This window comes from Kitasatospora sp. NPDC127035, from assembly GCF_042726075.1.
Taxonomy (GTDB): Bacteria; Actinomycetota; Actinomycetes; order Streptomycetales; family Streptomycetaceae; genus Kitasatospora.
In genome coordinates, this window is record NZ_JBHXDN010000088.1 from 12,870 (window position 1) to 34,966 (window position 22,097).

Here is a 22,097-nt window from a genome sequence, read left to right on the forward strand (position 1 = left end):
GCCGAGCGCCGCCCCTATGTTGTTTGGAACCAAACGAGTAGAAGGAGGGCGCGCATGCCCGTCCACCCCGCGGCCACCGTCGACGCGCCGCCGCCCCACCTCGCCACGGTGGCCGGGGTCCCCGTGGACACCCGCCACTGGATCGGCGGACGCCGCGTCGCCTCCGCCGACACCTTCGCCGACCACTCCCCCGTCGACGGCACCGAGCTCGCCCGGATCGCCCGGGGGTCCGCCGCCGAGGCGCGGGCCGCCGTCGCCGCCGCCACGGCCGCCCACCCCGGCTGGGCCGCCACCCCGCCGGCCGAGCGGGCCCGGCTGCTGCACGCGATCGCCGACGGCGTCGAGGCCCGGCTGGAGGACCTCGCCGCCGTCGAGACCGCCGACAACGGCGCCCTGCTGCGCTCGCACCGACGCGGTGTCATGCCGCGCGTGGCCCACAACTTCCGGTTCTTCGCCGACCGGCTGCTCACCCTCGCCCACCCGGAGCTCGACACCCGCGGCCACACCAACCGGGTCAGCTGGGACCCGGCCGGCCCGTGCGTCCTCATCACCCCCTGGAACGCGCCGCTGATGCTGGCGACCTGGAAGGTGGCCCCCGCCCTCGCCGCCGGGAACACCGTCGTGCTCAAGCCCGCCGAGTGGTCACCGCTCACCGCCTCGCTGCTCGCGGACATCGCCGCCGCGGCCGGCCTGCCCGACGGCGTCCTCAACGTCGTCCAGGGCTACGGCGCCGAGGTGGGCGCGCCGCTCACCGCCCACCCCGACGTCCGGCGGATCAGCTTTACCGGCTCCGTCCCCACCGCCCGGCAGATCGCCGCGTCCGCCGGCCACCACCTCACCCCGACCAGCCTCGAACTCGGCGGCAAGTCGCCGCTGCTGGTCTTCGCCGACGCGGACCTCGACCTCGCCGCCGACCTCGCCGCCGAACAGTTCGACAACGCCGGCCAGGTCTGCCTCGCCGCCACCCGCCTGCTGGTCGAGGCGTCGGTGGCCGAGGAGTTCACCGCCCGGCTCACCGCCCGCGCCGCCGCACTGCGCCAGGGCGACCCGCGCGAGGAGACGACCGACGTCGGACCGAACATCCACCCCCGCCAGCTGGAGCGGATCGACGGCTACGTCCGGCGCGCCCTGGGCAACGGCGCCCGCGCGGTCTTCGGCGGCGGGCCGAACGAGGAGCTGGGCGGCCTCTACTACCGCCCGACCCTGCTCACCGACGTCCACCAGTCCTCCGAGATCGTCCAGGAGGAGGTCTTCGGACCGGTGCTCACGCTGCAGACCTTCGCCACCGAGGAGGAGGCCGTCACCCTCGCCAACGACACCCGCTTCGGCCTCGCGGCCACGGTCGTCACCGGCGACCGGGAGCGCGCCGACCGGGTCGCCGACCAGCTGGTGGCCGGCACCGTCTGGGTCAACTGCTTCTTCGTCCGCGACCTGCGCGCGCCGTTCGGCGGCTCGCGCGAGTCGGGCGTCGGCCGCGAGGGCGGCGACTGGAGCTTCGACTTCTACTGCGACCTGCGCAACACCGTCACCGCACCGAAGGGCTGGGCCCACCATGGGTGAGATCGTCGGCGCCGGGCTGCTCGCCCACGTCCCCACCATCGTGCTGCCCGAGGCCACCCGGCGCGAGCTCAACGGAGGCCGCGAGATCAGCCTGGTCACCGGCCTCCGGGAGCTGCGCCGGGACGTCTTCGAGACGGTCGACTACGACACGGTCGTCCTCCTCGACTCGCACTGGGCCACCACCGTCGAGTTCGTGGTCGCCGCCCAGCAGCGCCGGGCCGGCCTGTTCACCTCCGAGGAGCTGCCGCGCGGCATGCGCCGGATGCCTTACGACTACCCCGGGGACCAGGAACTCGCCCACTCCGTCGCCCGGTTCGCCGACCGCCACGGCACCTGGATCACCCCGATCGACGATCCCTGGCTCCCGGTCTACTACGCGACCGTCAACCTCTGGAAACACCTCGGCGAGGGCCTGCCGGACAAGCGCTGGGTCAGCATCGGGGTCTGCCAGACCGGCGACGCCGAGGACCACCTGCGCCTCGGCCGGGCGCTCGCCGACGGCATCGCGGCCGTCGACCGGAAGGTCCTGGTGATCGCCTCCGGCGCGCTGTCGCACACCTTCTGGCCGCTGCGCGAGCTGCGCGACCACGAGGCCAGCGACCCGAGCCACATCTTCACCCCGCAGGCCCGGGCCGCCGACGAGCAGCGGATCGACTGGTTCCGCCAGGGCCGGCACGACCGCGTCCTCGACACCATGGACGAGTTCCGGGCCTTCAAGCCCGAGGCCGGCTTCGGCCACTACCTGATGCTGGCCGGCGCCCTCGGCGAGCAGCGCTGCACCGCGCCCGCCCGCCAGTACGGCGAGTACGAGAACTCCGTGGGCACCGGACAGGCGCTGCTCTGGTTCGACCGGCCCGCCGCCGGCTGGACCGCGCCGCGGCCCGGGCCCGCCCGCCACGACCCGCACCACCACGTCGACCCGCACCGCGACGATCCGCACCGCGACGATCCGCACCACGTCGACGGTCCCGCCGGCCCCCGCACCGAGGAGCTCCCCCATGCCTGAGTACCGCCGGATCCTGCTCGACGGCGCCGTGGTCGAGGTACGGCGCGAGGGCGCCGACCTGGTCGCCGGCGACGGCCGCCGGGTCTCCGCCGAGTCCGCCCACCACCTGCCGCCGGTCGTCCCCAGCAAGATCATCGCCGTTCACCTCAACCACCGCAGCCGGGTCGAGGAGTTCGGCATCAGGCTCACCCCGGCCCCGACCTACTTCCACAAGCCCGTCTCGGCGCTCAACTCCCACGAGGGCGCCGTGGTCCGGCCCGAAGGCTGCCGCTACCTCAACTACGAGGGCGAGGTGGCGATCGTGATCGGCCGCACCTGCCGCAACATCGCCCCCGCCGACGCCGGGGCGTACATCGCCGGGTACACCGTCGCCAACGACTTCGGCCTGCACGACTTCCGCGACACCGACGCCGGATCGATGCTCCGGGTGAAGGGCTCCGACACCCTCGGCCCGCTCGGCCCCGGCCTGGTCACCGACTGGGACTTCCGCGGCAAGTACCTGCGCACCTACGTGAACGGGACGATCGTCCAGGACGGCTCCACCGACGAGATGGAGTGGGACATGCACTACCTGGTGGCCGACATCGCCCGCACCATCACGCTCCACCCCGGCGACGTGCTGCTCTCCGGCACACCCGCCAACTCCCGGCCGGTGCAGCCGGGCGACGTCGTCGAGGTCGAGGTCGAGGGGCTCGGCCGGCTCCGCAACCACGTGGTGGCCGGTCCGGTGCCCGTCCGCACCGACGTCGGCGCCCAGCTGACCGCCTCCGAGGAGGTGCTCTCCACCGCCCTCGGCGGCGACTGGGAGTTCCGGGGCGTCCGGCCGCCGGTCCGCACCGCCCACTGACCGGTCCGGTCCCCGGCGGTGGACCGGCCCGACGGCGCCGGGCGGGCCCACCGCCGGGGACCGGCCGACCGCGTCACCACCCCACGGGCTTGGAGACCTCCGCCCACAGGGGAGCGATCAACTCGTTGACCCGCTCCCGGCCTTCCGGTGATCCGAGGTCCGGAACCCCGCTGCCCGGCACCACCTCCAGCGGTCCGCCGTCGGCGTGCTCGAAGCGGTCGCGGTAGAGCACCAGCGCGCGCTCGCCCCGGTTCCGGCGGGAGTCCCAGACGAGGCCCTGCGCGTCCGGCGCCTGCGCCCGGATCTCGCTCGACCAGCGCCGGGCCGCGGCGTAGTTCCGCTCGTCCTCCAGGAGTGTGGGCTCCTGGCGGACGGCGGCCAGGTCCGCCCCGGTGACCAGGGAGACGAGCGTGAGGTCGTACCGGGCGCGCAGGCAGCTCAGCGAGCGGCCGTGCACCGTGGCGTAGGAGACCTCCCGGGTGCCGAACGAGCCGTACGGCAGGGAGCGCAGCAGGCTCTCGGCGAGAGCCGTGACCGGGGTGTGCGCCAGGTACAGGTAGTGGTACGGGTCGAGCACCGTGCCCTCGAAGCGCCCCCCGTCGAAGTGGAGGTCCGAGAGCCTCGGGTTGAACTCGTCCGGCGCGTAGCGGGACTTGTGCACCCGCCACAGCTCCGTACCCGCCGGGACCGTCGTGACGTTCGGGTACAGGGCGAAGTCGATCAGTGGGAAGGGGCTTTCCTTCCACGGGAAGAGACCGTCCTTCATCATTCTCCCTCCACCAGTTGGGTGGCCGCCCCGACCAGTCGGTGGTCGGGCAGCCGGCCGAGCAGCGACGCGGGCACGCCGCCCAGCCAGCTGTTCTCGCTGAGCCACCACGTTCCGGCGCCCCAGGGGTCGACGTCCGCGAGCAGCAACCGGTTGACCTCCAGGACGACCCGGTGCGGGACGCCGCCGTCCGCCCCGAACTGGAACTGCGGATAGCGGTCGCCGGAGCGGGCGTTCGGCACTCTGATCAGTTCGGGCGGCGGCGGGCCGCCGCAGCGGTCCCGCGCCTGCGCCGCCGAGAACGACGGCGCGTCGAGCAGCGGGTGGCCGTCCCGCCCGGCCTCCCCGGGGTCCGCCGCCCCGGCCGCCGGGGCCGACAGCCAGGCCAGCAGCTCGCGCACCTCGGCCACGCTCGCCGGCCCCGGTGGCGCGGCGACCTGCCGGAAGGAGTCCAGGGAGACCCGGACCGGATGGTCGAACGGCAGCGGCAGCAGGGCCAGCCGAACGCCCTGGAGGGCCCGGCGCCAGCCCATCTCGTCGTCCGGGGCCACGGCGGCGAGCGCCTCCACCCGGACGACCAGTACGGCGTAGAGCTCTTCGCCGAGCCGCTCGCGGACGGTGTCCCGGTGCGTGTGGATGAGGCCGAGGAGCCGGTTCGCCGACCGCCCCCCGCGCCCACCCGTCCCGTCGTCGTTCACGCCTCTCCCCCTTCTCGGACGGTCTTCTCCGCGGCACCGGCGCGCCCCGCGGCTTCGTCGTTCTCCACGCCGTCACCGGTGGCGTCGACGCCCGCTCGCGCCCCCGGGCCCGCCCCCGGGTGGCCCTGGTGGACGAAGGCCGCCCACGACGCGATCCGGTCGAGGCCCGGACGGTCCATCTCCCGGAGCAGGTCGCCGTGGAGCGAGCCCGGGTTCCGCCGGTCCGGGTCGAGCATCCAGCGCTGGGCGGCCCCGAGCGCGTCGACGGGACTGAGCCGGTCGACGTTCAGGTAGTGGTGGAACACGGCCATGAGCAGGGCCGACGCGCCGTCCGGGGCGGCCCAGCGCGAGCCGACGACGTCCCGGGCCCCGGCCGTGACGAAGCCCGTGGTGAGGGTGAGCGCCTCGTCGTGGTCGCGCATCGAGAGGTCCGTCTGACAGGCGCTCAGCACGACCAGCGGGCCGTCCCCCGGCCCGTGCCCGGTGTCCGGCCGGTCGAGGAGCCGGGTGACCGTGAGCAGACCGGGAGCGGGGTCCGGGCCGGGCGCCCGCGGATCCCGGTCGGGCCGGGGGGCGTGCCCGGGGACCGTCAGGTCGAGGGCCGAGGCCGTGGGGCTCGTACCGGCCGTGCCGTGCGAGGCCACGTGGAGCAGCGAGGCCCCGTCGGCGAGGTACCCGAGGACGGCCTCGGGCGTGCAGGGAGCCGTCGCGTCCACGCCCGGCTCCGAGATCGCCCCGCAGAGCCGGGCGCCCGGGTAGAAGGAGTCCCGCAGGGCCAGGACCTCGATCTCGGCGTACATCAGGCTCTGCCCCGGATCGGCGACCAGCACCGGTTCGGCCGCCGGAGGCCGAGGGGCGCGGCGCAGGGTGCGCAGGAACTGGCTCCCCGACGCGGCGTAGCTGACCACCGCGGACTGGCAGAGGTGCGCGCGGGGCGGTTCGCCGGGGGACCGTGCGGCGTGCCAGGGGACGATGCCCAGCCGCCCGCAGGGCACGAGGACGAACCGGAGCTGGCGGGCCCCGGGACCCGGCCGTTCGGGCCCCGGCCGTTCGGCGCCGGGCCGTTCGCCCCCCAGCCGTTCGGTGATGCCGGCGAGGACCGGGTCGAGGACCTCGTGGGCCCAGTCGCAGAGCCCGCCGAGCGCGTCCTCCCAGGTCCGCCGCGCACCGGGGTCCACCGCATCGCCGTCGCGCGCGGCGGCGCGTACGGCGGCGTCGTGCCCGGCCGTGGCGTCGAGGTAGCGTTCGAGCGGGCCGCTCCCGGCCCGGGACAGCGGCTCGCAGATCCACAGACCGGCCCCGAGCTCCGGGCCCACGACGATCACGACCCCGGGGCTGACGGAGTCGCCGGGGACCAGGTAGAGCAGCGCGTCCGCCCCGCCCTCCGCCAGCCCGTCCGCGAGCTCGCTCAGCGTGGGAGTCCGCACGAGGGCGCCCTCGTGCCGGTAGCCGAGTGCCTCCAGGGCCCGGCGGCGTAGCGTGCTGGGCAGTTCGCCGGGCACCCCACCGCCGCCGGGCACCCCACCGCCACCGGCGGCCCCGTCGTCCGGGGTCCCGGTGGCGGTCCGCCAGGCGTCGGCGAGCTCGTGGTGGCCGCGCCGTTCGAGGAGTTCGGGGACGGCCAGGGCGGTGGACGTCGCCTGCAGCACCAGGGCTCGGCCCAGCTCCAGCGCGGCCACCGCCTCGTGCAGCCGCCCCTGGGAGGCGGCCCACAGCGCACCCTGGAGACCTCGGCTGGCGCCGTCGCGGGCCGCGAGCAACCCGTGCTCGGCACCGCTCTGCAGGAGCACGTCCGCGGAGAGGGCGGTCAGCGCCTCCGTGGCCGCCGCCAGGGCCGAGAGGTCCGACACGTCCTCGTTGCGGACGCCCCGCTCCCGGTACGCCTCGGCGAGGCTCCACAGGGCCTCGGCGGCGATCCGCGGGGCCCGGCCCTCCCGCACACCGTCCCTGACCCGCTCCAGCTCCGCGATCAGCCGGTCGAGGACCTCCCCGTCGGGGCTCAGGCCGTACCGCAGGCCCAGCTCGCGCGCGGAGCCGTACACCTCCTCCGTCGAGGACCGCGGAGGCGGGGGGACGTGCTCGGGCAGCGGAACCGTCGGGTCGCCGGCCAGAGCGGCCTGCAGCAGGTCGAAGTCCGGAAAGCGGGGCATCGGGATCAGGTCGCCGAACGGCAGTCCGCTCGCCCTGACCGCAGCCATGCCCTCCTTCATGGACGCCATGGCCCGCAGAGCCGCCTCCGGATCACGCGTGACGACGCCCAGCTTCCCGTGTGCCGCCCCCAGCGTCGCCAGGACGAATCCTCGGAAGGCCCCGTCCGGGACGTCCTCCGCCAGCGTCTCGGCCTCGGCCAGCAGACCGAGCGCCACCCGTACGTCGGCGTCGGTGTCCCCCGTCTGCCCGGCGTCCATGATCCGGCCGTACAACTCCCGGACGCGGTCCAGGACTCCGGGATCCCCGGCGCCGGGCGGCAGCAGGTCGGCGAGCTCGCCGAGGTGGCCGAAGGTCGCCGCCCGGTGGTGACGGCCCGCCGCCTGGTCCTGGTAGGTGCCGCCGGCCGCGGCGCTGATGCCGAGCAGCATCGCCCGGAGTGCCTCCAGGCCGGCGGACTGGTCGGGTCCCGGGGGCGGCCGGTCCTGGACCGCACGCAGCCGGCCGAGCAGCTCGTTGATCGCCCCGTGCGGGTCCTCGCCGTTCAGGGCGTCCTGGAGGCCGTACCTGGCGGCGCTCACGGCGTCCAGGGCGGCGGCGAGGCGGTGCAGGGCGTCGGGGGTGAGGAACTCCGACGGATCGGGGCCCGGATCGGGGGCCGGGTCCGGGGTCGGGCTCGGGTCCGGGGCGCCGTCCACCGCGCCGAGGAGCCGGTTCAGGGTCTGCCGCATCCGGTCCGCGACGGGCTCCCCGGCCGGGCTCACACTCGCGATCAGGTCGGCGAGTGCCGCCCCCAGCGAGCCGGCCGCCACGCTGCGCAGCTCGGGGTCGTGCTCCAACAACCTCGCCAGCTCTTCGAGTTCGCCGACGGACGCCTCGCACTCCCGCACCGACGGCGCCACCCCGCCCACCGCGGGGAGCATCCGCCTGACCCGTTCCTCCGCGTCCACGACCCATGCGCGCAGCCCCCGCACGCCGCCGTCCTCCGCGTCACCCACCGGCGCCCCCGCCTTCCCGGTTCCGAGCTCACCCCTGTGCCTACGGCCACTATGCCGAGCCACCGGCCGGGAAGCGGCCGATTCCCGCACCGGACCGACAGATGCCCGGAATCCACCCGGAAATCAACCGGTTGATCTCCGGAACGCGCGCGGACGACCGGTCCGGCCGACGCCTCCGCGCCCTCTCCCCCGGCCCCCGGCCCCCGGCCCGGATCACCCCGAGGGCCGCACGTCCTCGGCCGGCAGCCGGCCGGACCGGATCGCGTCCAGGAGCGCCGCGTGGTCGCGCTCGTTCTGGTCGGCGTAGGACTCGGCGAACCCCGCGACCGCGCGGTCGAAGGAGTCGCCGCGCCCGAGGTAGGCGGCGATCGCGATCCGGTCGCCGGACCTGGCGTGTGCGCGGGCCAGGGTGGCGCCGCACAGCTCGCCGAACGCCCGCATGCCGGCCGGCACCATGTCCTCGGCCACGGCGATGCCCTTCCAGTCGCGCAGCTGGCGGACGTAGAAGTCCCGGCGCCGGCCGTCGATGCCCTCGACCCGTTCCCAGCCGAGGAAGATGTCGCTCGCGGCCTGCATCAGCCGCTGCCCCGAAACCACGCGCTCGCCCTGGTTGGAGTACCGGCCGGCTCCGACGTGGGCGGCCAGGACGGAGGTGTCGGCCTCCTTCGCCTGGAGGAACAGCGGGTCCCGGCCGTCCCGGCCGAGCAGCAGGAAGATCCAGCAACGGGTGCCGACACTGCCCACGCCGACCACCTTGCGGGCCACGTCCACGAGCCGGTAGTCCTCCAGGAGGGTGCGCCGGTCCGAGGAGAGGGTGTGGCCGTAGCGCCCGACCAGGTCGAGGAGCTGCCCCTGCAACGTGTCGCGGGTGACGCCCGTGAGCAGGTCCGAGATCGGGACGAGCAACGGCGGGTCGGCGGCGATCCGGGCCTGCCCGTCCACCGTCTCGGTGAGCTTCTCGAAGGCCTGCAGGCTGTCGCGGGTGCGGGCCTTGGCCATGGCGCGCGCGAGCTGCTTCTGCCCGCGCTTGTGGATCCGGCCGGTGGCCAGCGCCTGGACGCGGGCCGCGTCCATCCTGGCGTACCAGACGTCGAGGTTGTGCATGCCCGCGAACCGCGCCATCGCCTCGCGGTACGACCGCACCGTGGCCCGCACGATGTCCGAGCGCTCGTCGTCGTCGAAGCCGTTCGCCCGCCCGGCGATGGCCAGGCTGGCCGACAGCCGCTTGACGTCCCACTCCCAGGGGCCGGGCAGGGTCTCGTCGAAGTCGTTGATGTCGAAGAGCAGTTGCCGCTCCGGGGAGGCGAGCAGCCGGAAGTTCAGCATGTGGGCGTCGCCGCACAGCTGGGCCCTGATCCCGGAGTCCGGCGAACCGGCCAGGTCGGAGGCCATGATCGCGGCGGCGCCCCGGTAGAACCGGAACGGGGACTCGCTCATCCGGCTGTAGCGGATGGGCACCAGCTCGGGGACCCGGCGGGCCGACTGCGACTCCAGGATGCCCAACGGGTCCGGCCGGCCCTTCGGCGGCTCGTACGCGGCGTGCGACGAGCGGGGGGCGCGGCGGCGGGCGGCCCTGCCGAGGGCCGCCCGCTCCTCGGGCGTGGCGTGTCGCACGGCGCGCATCGCCGGTCCGGCTTCCCGTGGCATCACAGACCTCCTGATCGGCCGGCGGCCACGGTGGCGTCCGACCGGCGCGGGTGATCGGCGGCCCGGACCGGGCTGCCGCGGAAGGCCGCCGGCCGGTCGCACTCTGCTGTCTCGACCGATCATCGGGGACCGGACCGGGTCCGGCATCACGGGGCGGGCACCGGCACCGGGGTCTCCCGGGGCGGCCGGACGGCGGGCGCTGCGGCCGGGCGGGGCTCCGGGCCTCCGCCGGGCCTCCGCGGGGAGGGCCCGGAGCACGGAGCCCCCGGCCCGCCGCCCGGGTGACGGGCGGCGGACCGGGGGCGGTGGGAGACGACCCGGCGAGGCCGTGCGACGGGCCGGGCGGCCCGCCGGTGGTGGGTCAGCCGACGCCGATCTCGCCCAGCTGGAGGTAGTGGTCGCCGAACTGGTCGGCGCTCAGGCGGGTACCGGTGATCCGCACGTAGCGGGCCGTGACCGGGGTGAAGGCGAAGTCCTGGCTCACCGCCCCGGGGCGCGGGTAGCCGGTCCGGGACGCGACGGTGGTCCAGGTGGCGTTGTCGGCCGAGACCTGCACGGTGAAGTCCACCGGGAAGCCCAGTCCGGTGTTCACCCCGTCGGTGCGGGGGGTGAGCCTGACCTGGCTGAGCACGTTGGCACCCTGAAGGTCGACGGTGACCCACTCGTGGGCGGTCGCGGTCGGGGACTTGGCGCTGCTCCACCCCATCGAGTAGCCGAGCGCGGAGTTCAGCACGCCGTCGGTCGCCGCGCTGCGCTTCCAGCCCGAGGACTCCACGGAGCTGGAGCTGGTGACCGGTCGGCCGAGGGCCGGTTCCCGGCCGCCGGCCTCGATCTCGGCGAACTGCAGGTGGTAGTTGCCGTGGGGGTCGGTACGCAACTTGGTCCCCGTCACCCGGATGTAGCGGACGTCCGCGGGCGGGAACGCGAAGGACTGCGCCGAGGCGTCGGGCTTCGGGTGGCCGGTCCGGGACGCGACGGTGGTCCAGGTGGCGTTGTCGGCCGAGACCTGCACGGTGAAGTCCACCGGGAAGCCCTGCCCGGTGGCGTCGCCGTCGGCCCGCGGGTAGAGGTCCACGCGGCCGGTCCGCCGGGTGGAGCCGAGGTCGACCGTCACCCATTCGGTGTGGTCGGCACCGAGGTTGTCGATGCTGCTCCAGCCCTTGCTGCCGTCCGCCAGGCCGCGGCGGCCGTCGGTGGCGGCGGCCCTGCCCCAGCCGTCCGCCTCGTAGGAGCTGGACGCGGTGACGACGGCGCCCTCGGCGGGGTTGGTCCCCGGGTTGATCCGCACGTTGTCGAACCGGGCGGCTGCGTGGCCGGTGGCGAGCGCGACGTTGCCCACCGGGTAGCTGCCGTCGGTGACGGTGAGCAGGAGCGTCGCGCCGTCGAAGACCCGCAGGGTGTCGCCCTGGCTGATGACCCGCAGGCTGACGGTCCGTCCCGGGGCGTACCCGGGGACGGCCGCCGTGGCGAGGGTCGTGCCGCTGCGGTGGACGAACACCGTGCCGTTGTTGCGCAGGCCGACCAGGTAGCCGGTCTGGGTGTCGGTCGGGTTCTGACTGTGCAGCGTGAGACCCGCCCAGTCGGTGTCACCGCCGTCGTTGGCGTCGACCCCGGTGATCCGGACGTCGACGGAGACCGCGGCGTCCCGGTAGGCGCGGCCGGCCACCGCGGACGTCGTCTCCCAGCCGCTGAGCGGGTCGCTCTGGACGTACGCGCCGTCGGCGGTCACCGACCAGGTGCCCCTGGTGTGGCGCCACTCGCCGTCGGTGCCGCCGGAGAAGTCGTCGGCGAAGGGGAAGGCGGCGTCGGGGGCCGTGGAGGTGAGCGCGTCCAGGATCTGCTTGTGGCGGTGGTCGGTCTCGGTACCGGAGGTGGAGAACGACGTGGTGCCGGTGATGAGCGAGCCGATCAGGGCGCGGGCGAGCACGGGCTTGGTGGCGGCGAGCTGGTGGAGCAGTTCGTAGTCCTGGATGCCCGCCAGCAGGGCCTCACTGCGGACGCTGTCGTAGACCTCGTACTTCCGGTGCGTGGCGTCACCGGCGTTGGGCCGGACCAGCATGTTGTCGCCGGTCTCCCAGTCGTCGAAGGTGTTCACGGCGGCGTAGGTGTTCGGGTCGGTCCAGTGGTTCCAGCCCCAGTGCAGGTAGCCGGTGCCTCCGACGGCCGCCACCATCCAGGGCGTCAGCCGGGAGTCGGACAGCGGGTAGCTGATGAACCGGTTGAGGTGGTTGTCCGTCGGCGAGCTGGAGTGGTAGAGCCAGAGCTCCTTCCCGGCGAGCCGCAGGCTCTGGTAGTAGCCGGCGTTGGCGTCGTAGTCGCTGTTGAGCAGCGGCGTGACGGTGCCGAGGGCCGCGTCGATGGTGGGGACGGCCGTGGTGTGGGCCTCGTTGGTCAGGCCGCTCGGGAAGTGCTTGCGGAACTGCTGGTAGACCCACGGCGAGGTCACGTTCTGGTCGGTCAGGTTGCCGCCCGGCTCGTCGAGGGCGCTCATGTAGAAGACGTCGCTCCAGCGCCGGCCGGGGGCGCAGGTGGCCCCGGCGTCCAGGCACTTGGTGTCGAGGTGGGCCTTCAGCGAGGCGAGGATCGTGTCGAGGTACACGGCGCTCGCCGCCCTGCGCTCGGGCGTGTCGATCAGGACGTTGGCCTTCCTGACGCCGCCCTGGCCGTCACCGACCAGCTGCTCCAGCACGTTGCCGCTGCCCTCGATCAGGTGCGGCGTGTAGATGTACTGGAGGGCTCCGGCGTCCTGGAAGAGCTGGAGGAAGCGGTCGAGGTTCTGCCACGTGAACGTGTACTGACCGTCGACCAGGGTGGTGTCCGGGATCGCCAGTGCCTGGAAATCCGCGAAGATCACGTTGTTCCGGTGCTTGGCGTGGTTGGCGGCGAAGTTCCTCATGACCTCCCACCAGCCCTCGCTGTAGTCCTCGACGCCGTACTGCGCGCGGATGTCCTGCGCGGTCCAGCCGTAGTCCCAGCCGACCGAGGTGAACCAGTTGTTCATCCGGAGCGTCGACCGGTTGACCGGCGGGAGCGCGGCGTCGTAGACCGTCACCGAGACCGGGACGTCCACCGCGCCGTCCGAACTCTGCACGGTGGCCTTGCCGGTGTAGGTACCGGGAGCCTGGCCGGCGGGCACCGCGACGCTGTAGTGGTACGGCTGCGTCGTGTCGGGGGCCAGCTCGTACGGGGTGTTCTCCACCAGGGCGTCGTAGTAGCTGGTCCCGCCGTCCGGCGGCTCCTGGTAGCCGGGCTGCCCGATGCCGTTCCAGGGAGTGACCTTGGCGACGCGCGGGTGGTTGTACTCCCGGTTCACGGTGATCCGGGACGCCGGGATGGTGGCACCGGCCGGCCCGGCGAGGTCGCCGGCCACCACCTGCACCCCCGTCAGCCGGTGGCCGGAGCGGACCGCGATCTGGGCGGCCTGGGTCTCGTTGCGGGCCGCGAAGAGCCCGACCGCGCGGGTGGAACGATCCGGAGCGGGAGAGGCCGAGAACACGTGGTCGTAGCCGCTCGCCACCCAGACGGACGGGGGCGGCTCCACGGCCGCCGCCGTTCCCGGTATGAGGGCGGCGAGCAGAAGACCGACCAGGGAGGGCACAACGGCCCTCACAGGTGATTTGTCCACAATCACTCTTTCTGAATTCAGATTCGCACACGGTGAACACCGCAGGCGATCAGATGATGAGGGCCAGTCATATCGCATACCCGGTGAACCCGGTAGTTCGTGCCGATGCAAGCCACCGGTCCGTCAGGCGACCACGAAATGAACACGCGCGCTCCCCCGCCGAAGCCTGCGACGCGCCGGCCCCGTACGGGCCGGCTGCGAAGGGTTCGTCTAGGGTGCGGTCCCGACGCGGTCGACGATCGAAGGGGGACGGCATGCTGACGTACGAGCACCTGAGCGAACCGGAACGGCGGTTGTGGGACGCGTGCCCCACCGGCTCGGTGGTCGACCTGCGCAGCGGTGAGGGCAGCGCGGACGACCCGGCCGGCGGGGCGGCCTGGGGTGACGGGCGCACCGTCCGCGCCGAGGCGATCACGGCCGCACTGCTCGCAGGCCCCGGACTCGGCGGCCCGGTACGGGCGCTGCGTCTGACGGGAGCGCGCGTCACCGGGCACCTCGACCTGGGCGGGATCGTGTCGGGGTGCGAGCTGAGGTTCGAGGGCTGCCACTTCGAGGAGCAGGTGGTGCTGCGGGACGCGTCGCTGCGGTCGACCGCCCTGACCGGATGCCGGATACCCGGGCTGGACGGCTGGCTCCTGAAGGTCGACGGCAACCTCTTCTTCGAAGACTCGGTCTTCGACGGGCGACTCACACTCACGCGGGCGCACATCACGGGCGAGCTGCGACTCAGCGGAGCACACCTCACCGCCACGGAGCTCACCGCCCCCGGGCCGGGCCCCGCCGGCGGTCCGGACCAGGCGCGCGGCCCGGACGTCTGGGCGCTGTGGGCCGGGGGCCTGGTGATCGAGGGCGGCTGCTTCGCCCGCAAGGGGTTCCGCTCCCGCGGGGGCCTGCGGCTGGTCGGTGCCCGGTTCAACGGCGGTCTCTTCATGGAACGGGCCCGCATCGACAACCCCGGCGGTGACGCGCTCACCGGCGACGACCTCTCCGCCTCCACCGTCGTCCTCTCCGACGGCTTCACGGCCACGGGATCGATCCGGCTCCCCGGGGCGGTGATCCGCAGCAGGCTCTCGCTGGACTCCGCCGTCCTGAACGGCGGCGCCGTGGCGCTGGCCGCCGTCCGGCTCACGACCGGCGACCTCCAGCTGACCCCGGCCGCCCCACCGACCGGCGCGGTCGACCTTCAGGACGCACAGGCCGTCGTCCTGCACGACAACGAGCACAGCTGGCCCGCCGACACCCGCCTCGACGGCTTCACCTACACCTCGATCCAGGCCCCGGCCGCCGGACCCGGTCCCGTCGCCGACCGCCTGGCCTGGCTGGCCCGCCTCCAGGGATACTCGCCCCACGCGTACGAGCAACTCGCCTCCTGGTACCGGAGGATCGGCCACGAGGACGACGCCCGACGGGTCCTCCTCGCGAAGCAGCGCCGGCGCCGCCCCACCCTCGGCCCGCCCGGCCGGCTCTGGAGCCGGCTGCTGGACGTCACCGTCGGCTACGGCTACCGCCCCTGGCAGGCCGTGCTGTGGCTCCTCGGACTCGCCCTGCTCGGCGCCCTCGTCTTCGGGCAGGGCACACCCCACGAGGTGAAGCGCGGCGAGAGCGTCCCGTTCAGCCCCCTCGTCTACACGCTCGACCTGCTCATCCCGATCGGCGGACTCGGCCAGCGCACCGCGTGGTACTGGACGGGACCCCAGCAGTGGTTCGGCTACACCCTGATCGCCATCGGCTGGCTCCTGACCACCGCCGTCATCTCGGGCATCAGCAGAACCCTCAACCGCACCTGATCCACGACCTCGGGCAGCCGGCCGGAGCACCCCGGGCGAGGTGCCCCGGCCTCCGGGCGCACCCGAGTCGAGGACACCTCCTGTCCGCCACGTCTGCCACGGTGATGACCGGGCCGCCGGTCGAGGACACCCCACCCGACCGGCGCCCGCCCGCCCGACCGCCCGACCGCCCGACCCGACGCCAGGAGCAGACCGCATGACCGTCCTCGGCACCCGCGCCCTCAACCGCGCCGCCCTCGCCCGCCAGTACCTGCTCGCGCGCGAGGACACGCCCGTCCGCGACGCCGTGGCGCACCTGTGCGGCCTGCAGGCGCAGGAACCCCAGGAACCGTTCACGGGCCTGTGGTCCCGGCTGAGGGCGTTCCGGCCACAGGACCTGGACGACGCACTGACCGGGCGCACGGTCGTACGCACGCACCTGATGCGCCGCACCGTCCACCTCGTCACCGCCGACGACGCGCTGGCCTGGCGGGCACGCCACGACGCCATGCTGCGCCAGCGGTCGACGGCCGCCTACCGGCGCGAGCTCGCGGGCGTCGACCTGGACGAACTCGCCGCCGCAGGAAGGGCGGTCATGGCCGACGCGCAACCCCGCACCATGACCGAACTCGTCCGGGAAGTCGAAGGCCGCTGGCCCGCGCCCCCGCGCCGCGCCCTGGGCGAGGTGCTCGTCGCCGCCCTCGTCCCGATGGCCCAGCTCCCGCCCCGCGGCCTGTGGCGCACCACCGCGGGCGTCCGCAACCTGCCCCTGGCCGCCTGGCTGGGGCGCGAGATCCCGCCGCTCTCACCCGACGAGAGCGATCCCGTCGGGCGCCGGCTCGTCCGGCGCTACCTCGCCGCCCACGGCCCCGCCGCCACCGCGGACCTCCGTGCCTGGTGCGGACTCGCCGGACTGCCCGCCGCGGTCAAGGCCGTCCGCGGGGAACTCGTCACCTTCCGCGACGAACGCGGCCGCGAACTGCTCGACCTGCCCGACGCGCCGCGCCCGGACCCGGACACCCCCGCACCCGTCCGCTTCCTCCCGGCCTTCGACAACGCGATCCTCGGCTACCAGGACCGCAGCCGCATCATCGACGACGCCCACCTCGGCCTCTCCGTCGCCGGCCGACGCGCCGTCCTCGTCGACGGACGCGTCGCCGCCACCTGGACCCTGCGCGACGAACAGCTCACCGTCACCGCGCTGCGCCCCCTGTCCGCCCCGGAGCGGGACGAGGTCCACGCCGAAGCACGGGCCCTCGCCACCTTCCACGGCGCGGACCCCGACCGCGTCCGCCTCACCACCGGGACGGACTGAGCAGACGGACTGAGCAGACGGCCTCCCCGCCTTCCCCGGGCGGCGGGCCGCCGTCCGCGGACCGCCGCGGCGCGCGGTCCGTCCGTCACGAGCCGGCGGTGGCCGTCTCCAGCGTGGTCGCCATGACCGGGCTGGTGAAGGTGTTCGTCGCGGCCCCCGAGGAGAGGTGGTAGGAACCCCACTTGAGGTAGTTGCGGGTGCCGTCCCACGTGGTGCCCCTGAAGGTGCCGGAGCCGGTCGTGAAGGACTGCTTCACCCCGTCGAACCAGAAGTCGATGGTGCCGTCGGTGCGGCCCAGGCGGATCTTCAGCGCGTAGGAGTGCCACTGGTTGTTGGCGGTCGGCGCGGTCCACAGCGTGTGAGCGACGTGCTCGGTGTCCCACTCCTGGAGGCGGATGCGCCCGGCCGTCGCGTCGATCTCGATCGGGTGGTTCGCCGTACCGGTGCTCGGCGAGCACTTGAGCTGGAAGACGTAACGGCTGTTCGTGTCCTGGATGTCCACCTTGGACGACCAGCCGAGGTAGAAGGTGTCCCCCTCCTTCAGGTCGGGGCCGAGCGTCTCGCAGCGCTCCGCGCCCGCGGCCTGGAACGCCCGCCACACGCTGCCCTTGGCGGAGTCCTGGACGACGCCGAAGTCACCCGACGCGCACTGGACGGCGGCGAAGGAGGACGGGCCCTTGCTGGTGCTGGGGGTCCACAGGACCTTGCCCGCGGCGGCGGCCGAGCTGCTCGCGGTGACCGAACCGGCCGCGATCGCGAGCGTGGTGAGGGCCACGACTCCGACGGCGGTCCTGCGGTGGTGGGACAGAAAGGACATGCCTCTCCCGGGTGGATGAGTGGCGGAAACGGACGCCGCCCGGGCCGGCCGGCCCGAACGCATCCGTCGATTCGACCACCTGACGGCCGGTCGGGCCAGCAGGCCGACCGGCAGCGGCCCTTTCGGGCACTCCCACCGGTCGACCGCGGGCACCGGGGGCAAGGTCTCCGCGGTCACGGCGGCGGCCCCCGGGTGCCGTGGGCGCTCCCCGGTCGAGAGCGCCCTCGACCTCACCGACCCCTGCCGCTTCCGCTCCCGTTCCCGCTCCCGCTTTCGCTTTCGCTTTCGGAGAAGGAGGCCAGGACCGGCTTTCTCCTCCCCGGGGCGCGTTACGGGTGCGCGCGGCCGTCCTCACCACGAAGGTGGGGTGATGAGACTCATCGTGCTCCTCGAACCGGAGCTCCAGCGGGTGGCCCCCTTCGGCGGCGCCGCCGACGAGTACGTCGAGGGCGTGCGCGCCGTGCACGCGGCCGGGGCCGACCCGTCCGTGCCCGGCGCTCCCGGTGGTTCCACCCTGTGCGGTGCCGACACCCGACGGATGCAGGCCGTGGACTACCGCCCGGCCGAACCCGGCTCCTCCTGGTACCCGCCCAAGTGGCACGGGAGCGGGAAGGTCTGCCCGCACTGCGACCGGGCCGCGCACACCGGCTGACCGACCGGGACTCCACCGGTCCGGCTCCCCGGGCCCACGCCGTGGGCTTCGCCCGCACCTGTCGTCGGCCGTGGCGGGACGGCACACGGACGCGACGACGCGGGAGGCCGAGGCCACCCGGAAGGCCGCCGCGGAAGCGGTCAGCTGCGCGGCGGCGCCCCGCCGGGTTCTCCGGAGTCCTCCGTGCCCGCGTCGTACGAGGAGGTGCCCGCGTCCAGCAGGGGTTCCTGCGTCTTGAGGTGCGCGGGCGCCAGCGCTCGCAGCACGTGGTAGCCGGTGATGACGACCACGGTCCCCAGCGCGATGCCGCTGAGGCTGAAGGTGTCGGTGAACGTCATGGTGACGTTGCCGACCCCGATGATGATGCCCGCGGCGGCCGGCACGAGGTTCAGCGGGTTGCGCAGGTCCACGCCGGACTTGGTCCAGATCTGCGCGCCGAGCAGGCCGATCATGCCGTACAGGATGACGGTGATGCCGCCGAGGACCCCGCCGGGGACCGCGGCCACGACGGCACCGAACTTCGGGCAGATTCCGAACAGCAGCGCGAAGCCGGCGGCCGCCCAGTAGGCGGCGGTGGAGTACACACGGGTGGCGGCCATGACGCCGATGTTCTCGGAGTAGGTGGTGTTCGGCGGGCCGCCGAGCGCGGTGGAGAGCATGGAGCCGACGCCGTCCGCGGAGATCGCGGTGCCCAGCTTGTCGTCCAAGGTCTCACCGGTCATCTCCCCGACCGCCTTGACGTGCCCGGCGTTCTCCGCGACCAGCGCGATCACCACGGGCAGGGCCACCAGGATCGCGGACCACTGGAAGGAGGGGCCGTGGAAGGCGGGCAGGCCGATCCAGTCCGCCGTGCCCACGCCCGACAGGTCCAGACGCCAGTGGTCGGTGAGCTGTCCGCTCGCGTCCACCGAGTGGATCTTCCCGAAGATCCGGTCGAACAGCCAGGAGATCCCGTACCCGAAGAGCAGCCCGAGGAAGATCGCCACGCGCGACCAGAAGCCCCGCAGGCACACCACGGCCAACCCGGTGAACGACATCACCAGCAACGCCGTCCACTGGTCCTGCGGCCAGTAGGTCGAGGCGGTGACGGGCGCGAGGTTGAAGCCGATCAGCATGACGACGGCGCCGGTGACGATCGGGGGCATCGCGGCGTGGATGATCCGTGCCCCGAACCGCTGGACCGCCAGGCCCACCAGGAACAGCGCCACGCCCACCACGAACACGGCGCCGGTGACCGTGGCGCTGGTACCGCCCTGCGCCCGGATCACCGCGGCCACGCCGACGAAGGACAGCGAGCAGCCGAGGTAGCTGGGCACCCGGCCGCGGGTCGCCAGCAGGAAGATGACGGTCGCGACGCCGGACATCATGATCGCCAGGTTGGGGTCCAGCCCCATCAGCACGGGCGCCACGAAGCTCGCGCCGAACATGGCCACCACGTGCTGGGCGCCGAGCCCTGCCGTCCGTGGCCAGGAGAGTCGTTCGTCGGGGCGGACGACCGCTCCCGGTGCGGGCGTCCGCCCGTCACCGTGCAGCTTCCAGCGCACGCCGAGGTCCATGTGGGGGTTCACTTTCTCTGTACTTCCGTGGAATCGTCCGCACCATTCTCGTGGCCGCCGGGCGCCCCGCGCGCCACCGGCCCTGCTCCTGACCTGCGCGCTCGCGCGGCACCGACGTCGGTGGGCCCTACCGGACACCCCCCGTCACGTGTGCCGTCGGACCCGTCACCCGTCACCCGTCACCCGTCACCCGTTACTGCCACCGCCGCCGTCGCCCGTCCCCGCCGCCCGTCAGAGCAGGCGCGCGTTCGACCGGGGCGTGCGGCCGGACTCCCCCGGGAGCAGTTCGGCGGTGCGGTCGGCCACCTCGTGGTGCAGGGCGTCGCGCACGGCCCGGACGGCGGGGTGGGTCACCGCTTCCCGTCGCACGGCCAGCGTGATCGGCAGTCGGATGTCGACCTCGTCGACCAGCAGCCGCCGCAACCCGGCCCGATCGGCGAGGAAGGCCGGCAGCACACCGACCCCGGCACCCACGCGGGTGGCTTCGAGCTGGGCGAAGACGTTGGTGGAGGAGAACGCGGGTGTCATGCCCGGAAGATGACGTTCGATGTCGAGGTCGCCGACCTGGAGCATCGACTCGATGTAGAAGATCAGCGGATGCTCGCGCAGGTCGGCGACCTCGCCGGGGGGCCCGCACCGCGCGAGGTACTCGTCGCTGGCGTACAGCCCCAGCGCGTAGTCGGTGAGGTGCTCGGTCACCAGACGGCTCCTCGGCGGCCTGCCGATGGTCAGGGTGAGGTCGAAGCCGGCTGGTCGAAGGTTCAACTGACGGGTTGCGGTGATGAGTTCGACGTGCAGTCGGGGGTGGCGCCGGCGCACCCGGGCCAGGGCCGGGGTGGCGAAGACGGTGCCGAAGCCGTCCGGAGCGCTGACCCGGACGGTGCCGAGGAGTGACGGCGCGTCCTGACCGGACACCGCGTCGACGACGCGGACGAGGGCGTCCTCGATCGTGCGGGCGCTCGCGGAGACGGCCTTCCCGGCGTCCGTCAGGACCCAGCCCTCCGCACCGCGTTCCATCAGCCGCACCCCGAGGCTCTTCTCCAGTGCGGTGATGCGACGGGACACGGTGGTGTGGTCCACCCCGAGTACCTCGGCGGCGGTCACCAGACGCCCCGTACGGGCGACCGCGAGCAGGTAACGCAGGTCGTCCGCGCGGAGTCTGCGCGGATCGAGACCGCTACGGTCCGTCCGCGTGGGCGGGACCTGCGCCGGAGCCGGAGCCGGCTCATCACCGACCGGGCGGGAACGGGAGCGCACGCGATCAGCGTATCTGCATTTCCGCACACCTCGTCTGCACGATTGGCGATTGAACGCACAACCTCACGGGGGTCACAGTCGAACCTTCCCGGCCGGCGTACCCGGCCGCCGTCCGTCCCCCGGTTCCTTCCGAGGTTCCTCCCCAAGTTCCTCCCAGCGTTGAGGGGTTCTCCATGGTTGCCAGCCTGTCCCTGCCACGGATCATGCGCGTCGGCCGCGGCGCCGCCGAGGAACTCGGCAACGTCATCGCGGGGCTGGGGCTGAGCCGGCCGCTCCTCGTCACGGATGCGTACCTGGTCGGAAGCGGTGCGGCGGAACGCCTTGCGGCGGCCCTGCTCAAGGCCGGACTCAGCCCGCGGCTGTTCTCCGACACCGTGCCCGACCCGACGACCGACTCCCTCGCCCCGGGACTGAAAGCTCTGCACGACCACGAGGCGGACTCGGTCATCGGGTTCGGCGGCGGAAGCCCGATGGACACCGCCAAGGCCCTCGCCCTCCTCGGCGTGCAGGGCGGTCACATGCGCGACTACAAGGCGCCGCGCGTCAACCTCGGCCCGGCGCTCCCGGTGATCGCGGTCCCCACCACCGCCGGCAGCGGATCGGAGGCGACCCAGTTCACGGTCATCACCGACAGCGGCACGGACGAGAAGATGCTCTGTCTGGGCCCCGCGTTCCTGCCGATCGCCGCCGTGGTCGACGTGGAGCTGACCATGTCGATGCCGCCCCGGCTGACCGCCGACACCGGCATCGACGCGCTCACCCACGCCGTCGAGGCGTACGTGAGCCGCAAGGCCAACCCCTTCTCCGACGGCCTCGCCCTCACCGCGATCGGCACCATCGGCCGCCACCTGCGCCCCGCCTACACCGACGGCTCGGACGTTCGGGCCCGCGAGGCCATGATGCTCGCCGCGACCCAGGCCGGCATCGCCTTCTCGAACTCCAGCGTCGCCCTCGTGCACGGCATGAGCCGCCCGATCGGCGCCCACTTCCACGTCGCCCACGGTCTGTCGAACGCGATGCTGTTCCCCGCCGTGACCGCCTTCTCGGTGCACGCGGCGCCCGGCCGATACGCCGACTGCGCCCGTGCCCTGGGAGCCGCGACCGCCACGGACGCCGACGAGGTGGCCACCGGGAAGCTCGTCGACGCGCTCCGCGGCCTCTGCCACGACCTGGACGTGCCCACGCCCCGCGCCCACGGCATCGACCAGGAGGCCTGGACCCGCCTGACGCCCCTCATGGCCGAGCAGGCCCTGGCCTCCGGCTCCCCCGCCAACAATCCCGCCGTGCCCACCGCCGACCAGATCCAGGACCTCTACGCCGGCATCTACGGCTGATCCCCTCGTCCGGAATTCCCCCGGAAACGCAAAGAACCCCCGTCCGTATCCCGGACGGGGGTTCTTCACAATGATTGTTCGGCGGCGTCCTACTCTCCCACAGGG

The 22,097-nt window shown here is 73.7% G+C and carries 15 protein-coding genes; 7 read left to right on the top strand and 8 right to left on the bottom strand.

What is annotated here, in order from left to right; genetic code table 11:
* The first annotated feature begins 54 nt into the window (after positions 1 to 54).
* From ACFWIC_RS36700 to ACFWIC_RS36710, 3 genes are read left to right on the top strand one after another with little or no spacing between them, the layout of a single operon-like run.
* A complete protein-coding gene (locus tag ACFWIC_RS36700) occupies positions 55 to 1,560 on the top strand; it encodes an aldehyde dehydrogenase (RefSeq protein WP_380521253.1) in 1,506 nt (501 codons plus the stop codon).
* Positions 1,553 to 2,566 (top strand): 3,4-dihydroxyphenylacetate 2,3-dioxygenase, encoded by a 1,014-nt coding sequence (locus tag ACFWIC_RS36705; protein WP_380521255.1) that lies wholly within the window; start codon positions 1,553 to 1,555, stop codon positions 2,564 to 2,566. The genes ACFWIC_RS36700 and ACFWIC_RS36705 overlap by 8 nt, the downstream gene beginning before the upstream one ends.
* Positions 2,559 to 3,413 (top strand): fumarylacetoacetate hydrolase family protein, encoded by an 855-nt coding sequence (locus ACFWIC_RS36710; RefSeq protein ID WP_329947635.1) that lies wholly within the window; start codon positions 2,559 to 2,561, stop codon positions 3,411 to 3,413. The genes ACFWIC_RS36705 and ACFWIC_RS36710 overlap by 8 nt, the downstream gene beginning before the upstream one ends.
* 73 nt (positions 3,414 to 3,486) lie before the next feature.
* Here the strand turns inward: ACFWIC_RS36710 and ACFWIC_RS36715 are convergent, their stop codons facing one another.
* The 5 genes from ACFWIC_RS36715 to ACFWIC_RS36735 form a co-directional block, all read right to left on the bottom strand.
* Positions 3,487 to 4,182: an RES family NAD+ phosphorylase gene (locus tag ACFWIC_RS36715; protein WP_329947634.1), complete on the bottom strand. Its 696-nt coding sequence runs from the start codon at positions 4,180 to 4,182 to the stop codon at positions 3,487 to 3,489.
* Complete coding sequence (locus tag ACFWIC_RS36720) at positions 4,179 to 4,877, bottom strand: hypothetical protein (RefSeq protein ID WP_355408746.1); 699 nt, start codon at positions 4,875 to 4,877, stop codon at positions 4,179 to 4,181. Before ACFWIC_RS36720 ends, ACFWIC_RS36715 begins: the two co-directional genes overlap by 4 nt.
* A complete protein-coding gene (locus ACFWIC_RS36725; protein WP_380521258.1) occupies positions 4,874 to 8,023 on the bottom strand; it encodes a CHAT domain-containing protein in 3,150 nt (1,049 codons plus the stop codon). The genes ACFWIC_RS36720 and ACFWIC_RS36725 overlap by 4 nt, the downstream gene beginning before the upstream one ends.
* Positions 8,024 to 8,236: 213 nt before the next feature.
* Entirely contained in the window at positions 8,237 to 9,670 is a 1,434-nt protein-coding gene (locus tag ACFWIC_RS36730) for a DUF2252 domain-containing protein (RefSeq protein ID WP_329947631.1), read from the bottom strand.
* 361 nt (positions 9,671 to 10,031) lie between these two features.
* A complete protein-coding gene (locus ACFWIC_RS36735; protein ID WP_380521260.1) occupies positions 10,032 to 13,280 on the bottom strand; it encodes a discoidin domain-containing protein in 3,249 nt (1,082 codons plus the stop codon).
* A gap of 269 nt (positions 13,281 to 13,549) precedes the next feature.
* Between ACFWIC_RS36735 and ACFWIC_RS36740 the strand changes: the two genes are divergently transcribed.
* Together ACFWIC_RS36740 and ACFWIC_RS36745 are read left to right on the top strand one after the other, a co-directional pair.
* Positions 13,550 to 15,082, top strand: a complete 1,533-nt coding sequence (locus tag ACFWIC_RS36740) for an oxidoreductase (RefSeq protein ID WP_380521262.1) — start codon at positions 13,550 to 13,552, stop codon at positions 15,080 to 15,082.
* 196 nt (positions 15,083 to 15,278) lie between these two features.
* A complete protein-coding gene (locus ACFWIC_RS36745; RefSeq protein WP_329879806.1) occupies positions 15,279 to 16,376 on the top strand; it encodes a winged helix DNA-binding domain-containing protein in 1,098 nt (365 codons plus the stop codon).
* 85 nt (positions 16,377 to 16,461) lie between these two features.
* On the opposite strand, the gene ACFWIC_RS36750 is transcribed toward ACFWIC_RS36745, so the two are convergent.
* Positions 16,462 to 17,193 carry a heparin lyase I family protein gene (locus tag ACFWIC_RS36750; protein ID WP_329947627.1) on the bottom strand — a complete coding sequence of 244 codons (732 nt, stop codon included), beginning with the start codon at positions 17,191 to 17,193 and terminating at the stop codon, positions 16,462 to 16,464.
* A 370-nt stretch (positions 17,194 to 17,563) separates the two neighbouring features.
* On the opposite strand from ACFWIC_RS36750, the gene ACFWIC_RS36755 reads away from it, so the two are divergent.
* Positions 17,564 to 17,845, top strand: a complete 282-nt coding sequence (locus ACFWIC_RS36755) for a hypothetical protein (RefSeq protein WP_329879802.1) — start codon at positions 17,564 to 17,566, stop codon at positions 17,843 to 17,845.
* A gap of 140 nt (positions 17,846 to 17,985) precedes the next feature.
* Here the strand turns inward: ACFWIC_RS36755 and ACFWIC_RS36760 are convergent, their stop codons facing one another.
* Both ACFWIC_RS36760 and ACFWIC_RS36765 read right to left on the bottom strand, forming a co-directional pair.
* Positions 17,986 to 19,401, bottom strand: coding sequence for a solute carrier family 23 protein (locus tag ACFWIC_RS36760; protein WP_329947626.1), 1,416 nt, complete (start codon positions 19,399 to 19,401; stop codon positions 17,986 to 17,988).
* A gap of 231 nt (positions 19,402 to 19,632) precedes the next feature.
* Entirely contained in the window at positions 19,633 to 20,658 is a 1,026-nt protein-coding gene (locus ACFWIC_RS36765) for a LysR family transcriptional regulator (protein ID WP_380521264.1), read from the bottom strand.
* A gap of 173 nt (positions 20,659 to 20,831) precedes the next feature.
* Between ACFWIC_RS36765 and ACFWIC_RS36770 the strand changes: the two genes are divergently transcribed.
* The gene (locus tag ACFWIC_RS36770; RefSeq protein ID WP_380521266.1) at positions 20,832 to 21,992 is read left to right on the top strand and encodes an iron-containing alcohol dehydrogenase; all 1,161 of its coding nucleotides are present in this window, start codon (positions 20,832 to 20,834) and stop codon (positions 21,990 to 21,992) included.
* The last annotated feature ends 105 nt before the right edge of the window (positions 21,993 to 22,097 follow it).

Excerpts from the sequence above, each read along its gene's own strand:
- ACFWIC_RS36745 (WP_329879806.1), top strand. The coding sequence starts at position 15,279 with ATGACCGTCCTCGGCACCCGCGCCCTCAACCGCGCCGCCCTCGCCCGC.
- ACFWIC_RS36740 (WP_380521262.1), top strand. The coding sequence starts at position 13,550 with ATGCTGACGTACGAGCACCTGAGCGAACCGGAACGGCGGTTGTGGGAC.
- ACFWIC_RS36710 (WP_329947635.1), top strand. The coding sequence starts at position 2,559 with ATGCCTGAGTACCGCCGGATCCTGCTCGACGGCGCCGTGGTCGAGGTA.
- ACFWIC_RS36715 (WP_329947634.1), bottom strand. The coding sequence starts at position 4,182 with ATGATGAAGGACGGTCTCTTCCCGTGGAAGGAAAGCCCCTTCCCACTG.
- ACFWIC_RS36770 (WP_380521266.1), top strand. The coding sequence starts at position 20,832 with ATGGTTGCCAGCCTGTCCCTGCCACGGATCATGCGCGTCGGCCGCGGC.
- ACFWIC_RS36705 (WP_380521255.1), top strand. The coding sequence starts at position 1,553 with ATGGGTGAGATCGTCGGCGCCGGGCTGCTCGCCCACGTCCCCACCATC.
- ACFWIC_RS36700 (WP_380521253.1), top strand. The coding sequence starts at position 55 with ATGCCCGTCCACCCCGCGGCCACCGTCGACGCGCCGCCGCCCCACCTC.
- ACFWIC_RS36760 (WP_329947626.1), bottom strand. The coding sequence starts at position 19,401 with ATGGACCTCGGCGTGCGCTGGAAGCTGCACGGTGACGGGCGGACGCCC.
- ACFWIC_RS36730 (WP_329947631.1), bottom strand. The coding sequence starts at position 9,670 with ATGCCACGGGAAGCCGGACCGGCGATGCGCGCCGTGCGACACGCCACG.
- ACFWIC_RS36750 (WP_329947627.1), bottom strand. The coding sequence starts at position 17,193 with ATGTCCTTTCTGTCCCACCACCGCAGGACCGCCGTCGGAGTCGTGGCC.
- ACFWIC_RS36755 (WP_329879802.1), top strand. The coding sequence starts at position 17,564 with ATGAGACTCATCGTGCTCCTCGAACCGGAGCTCCAGCGGGTGGCCCCC.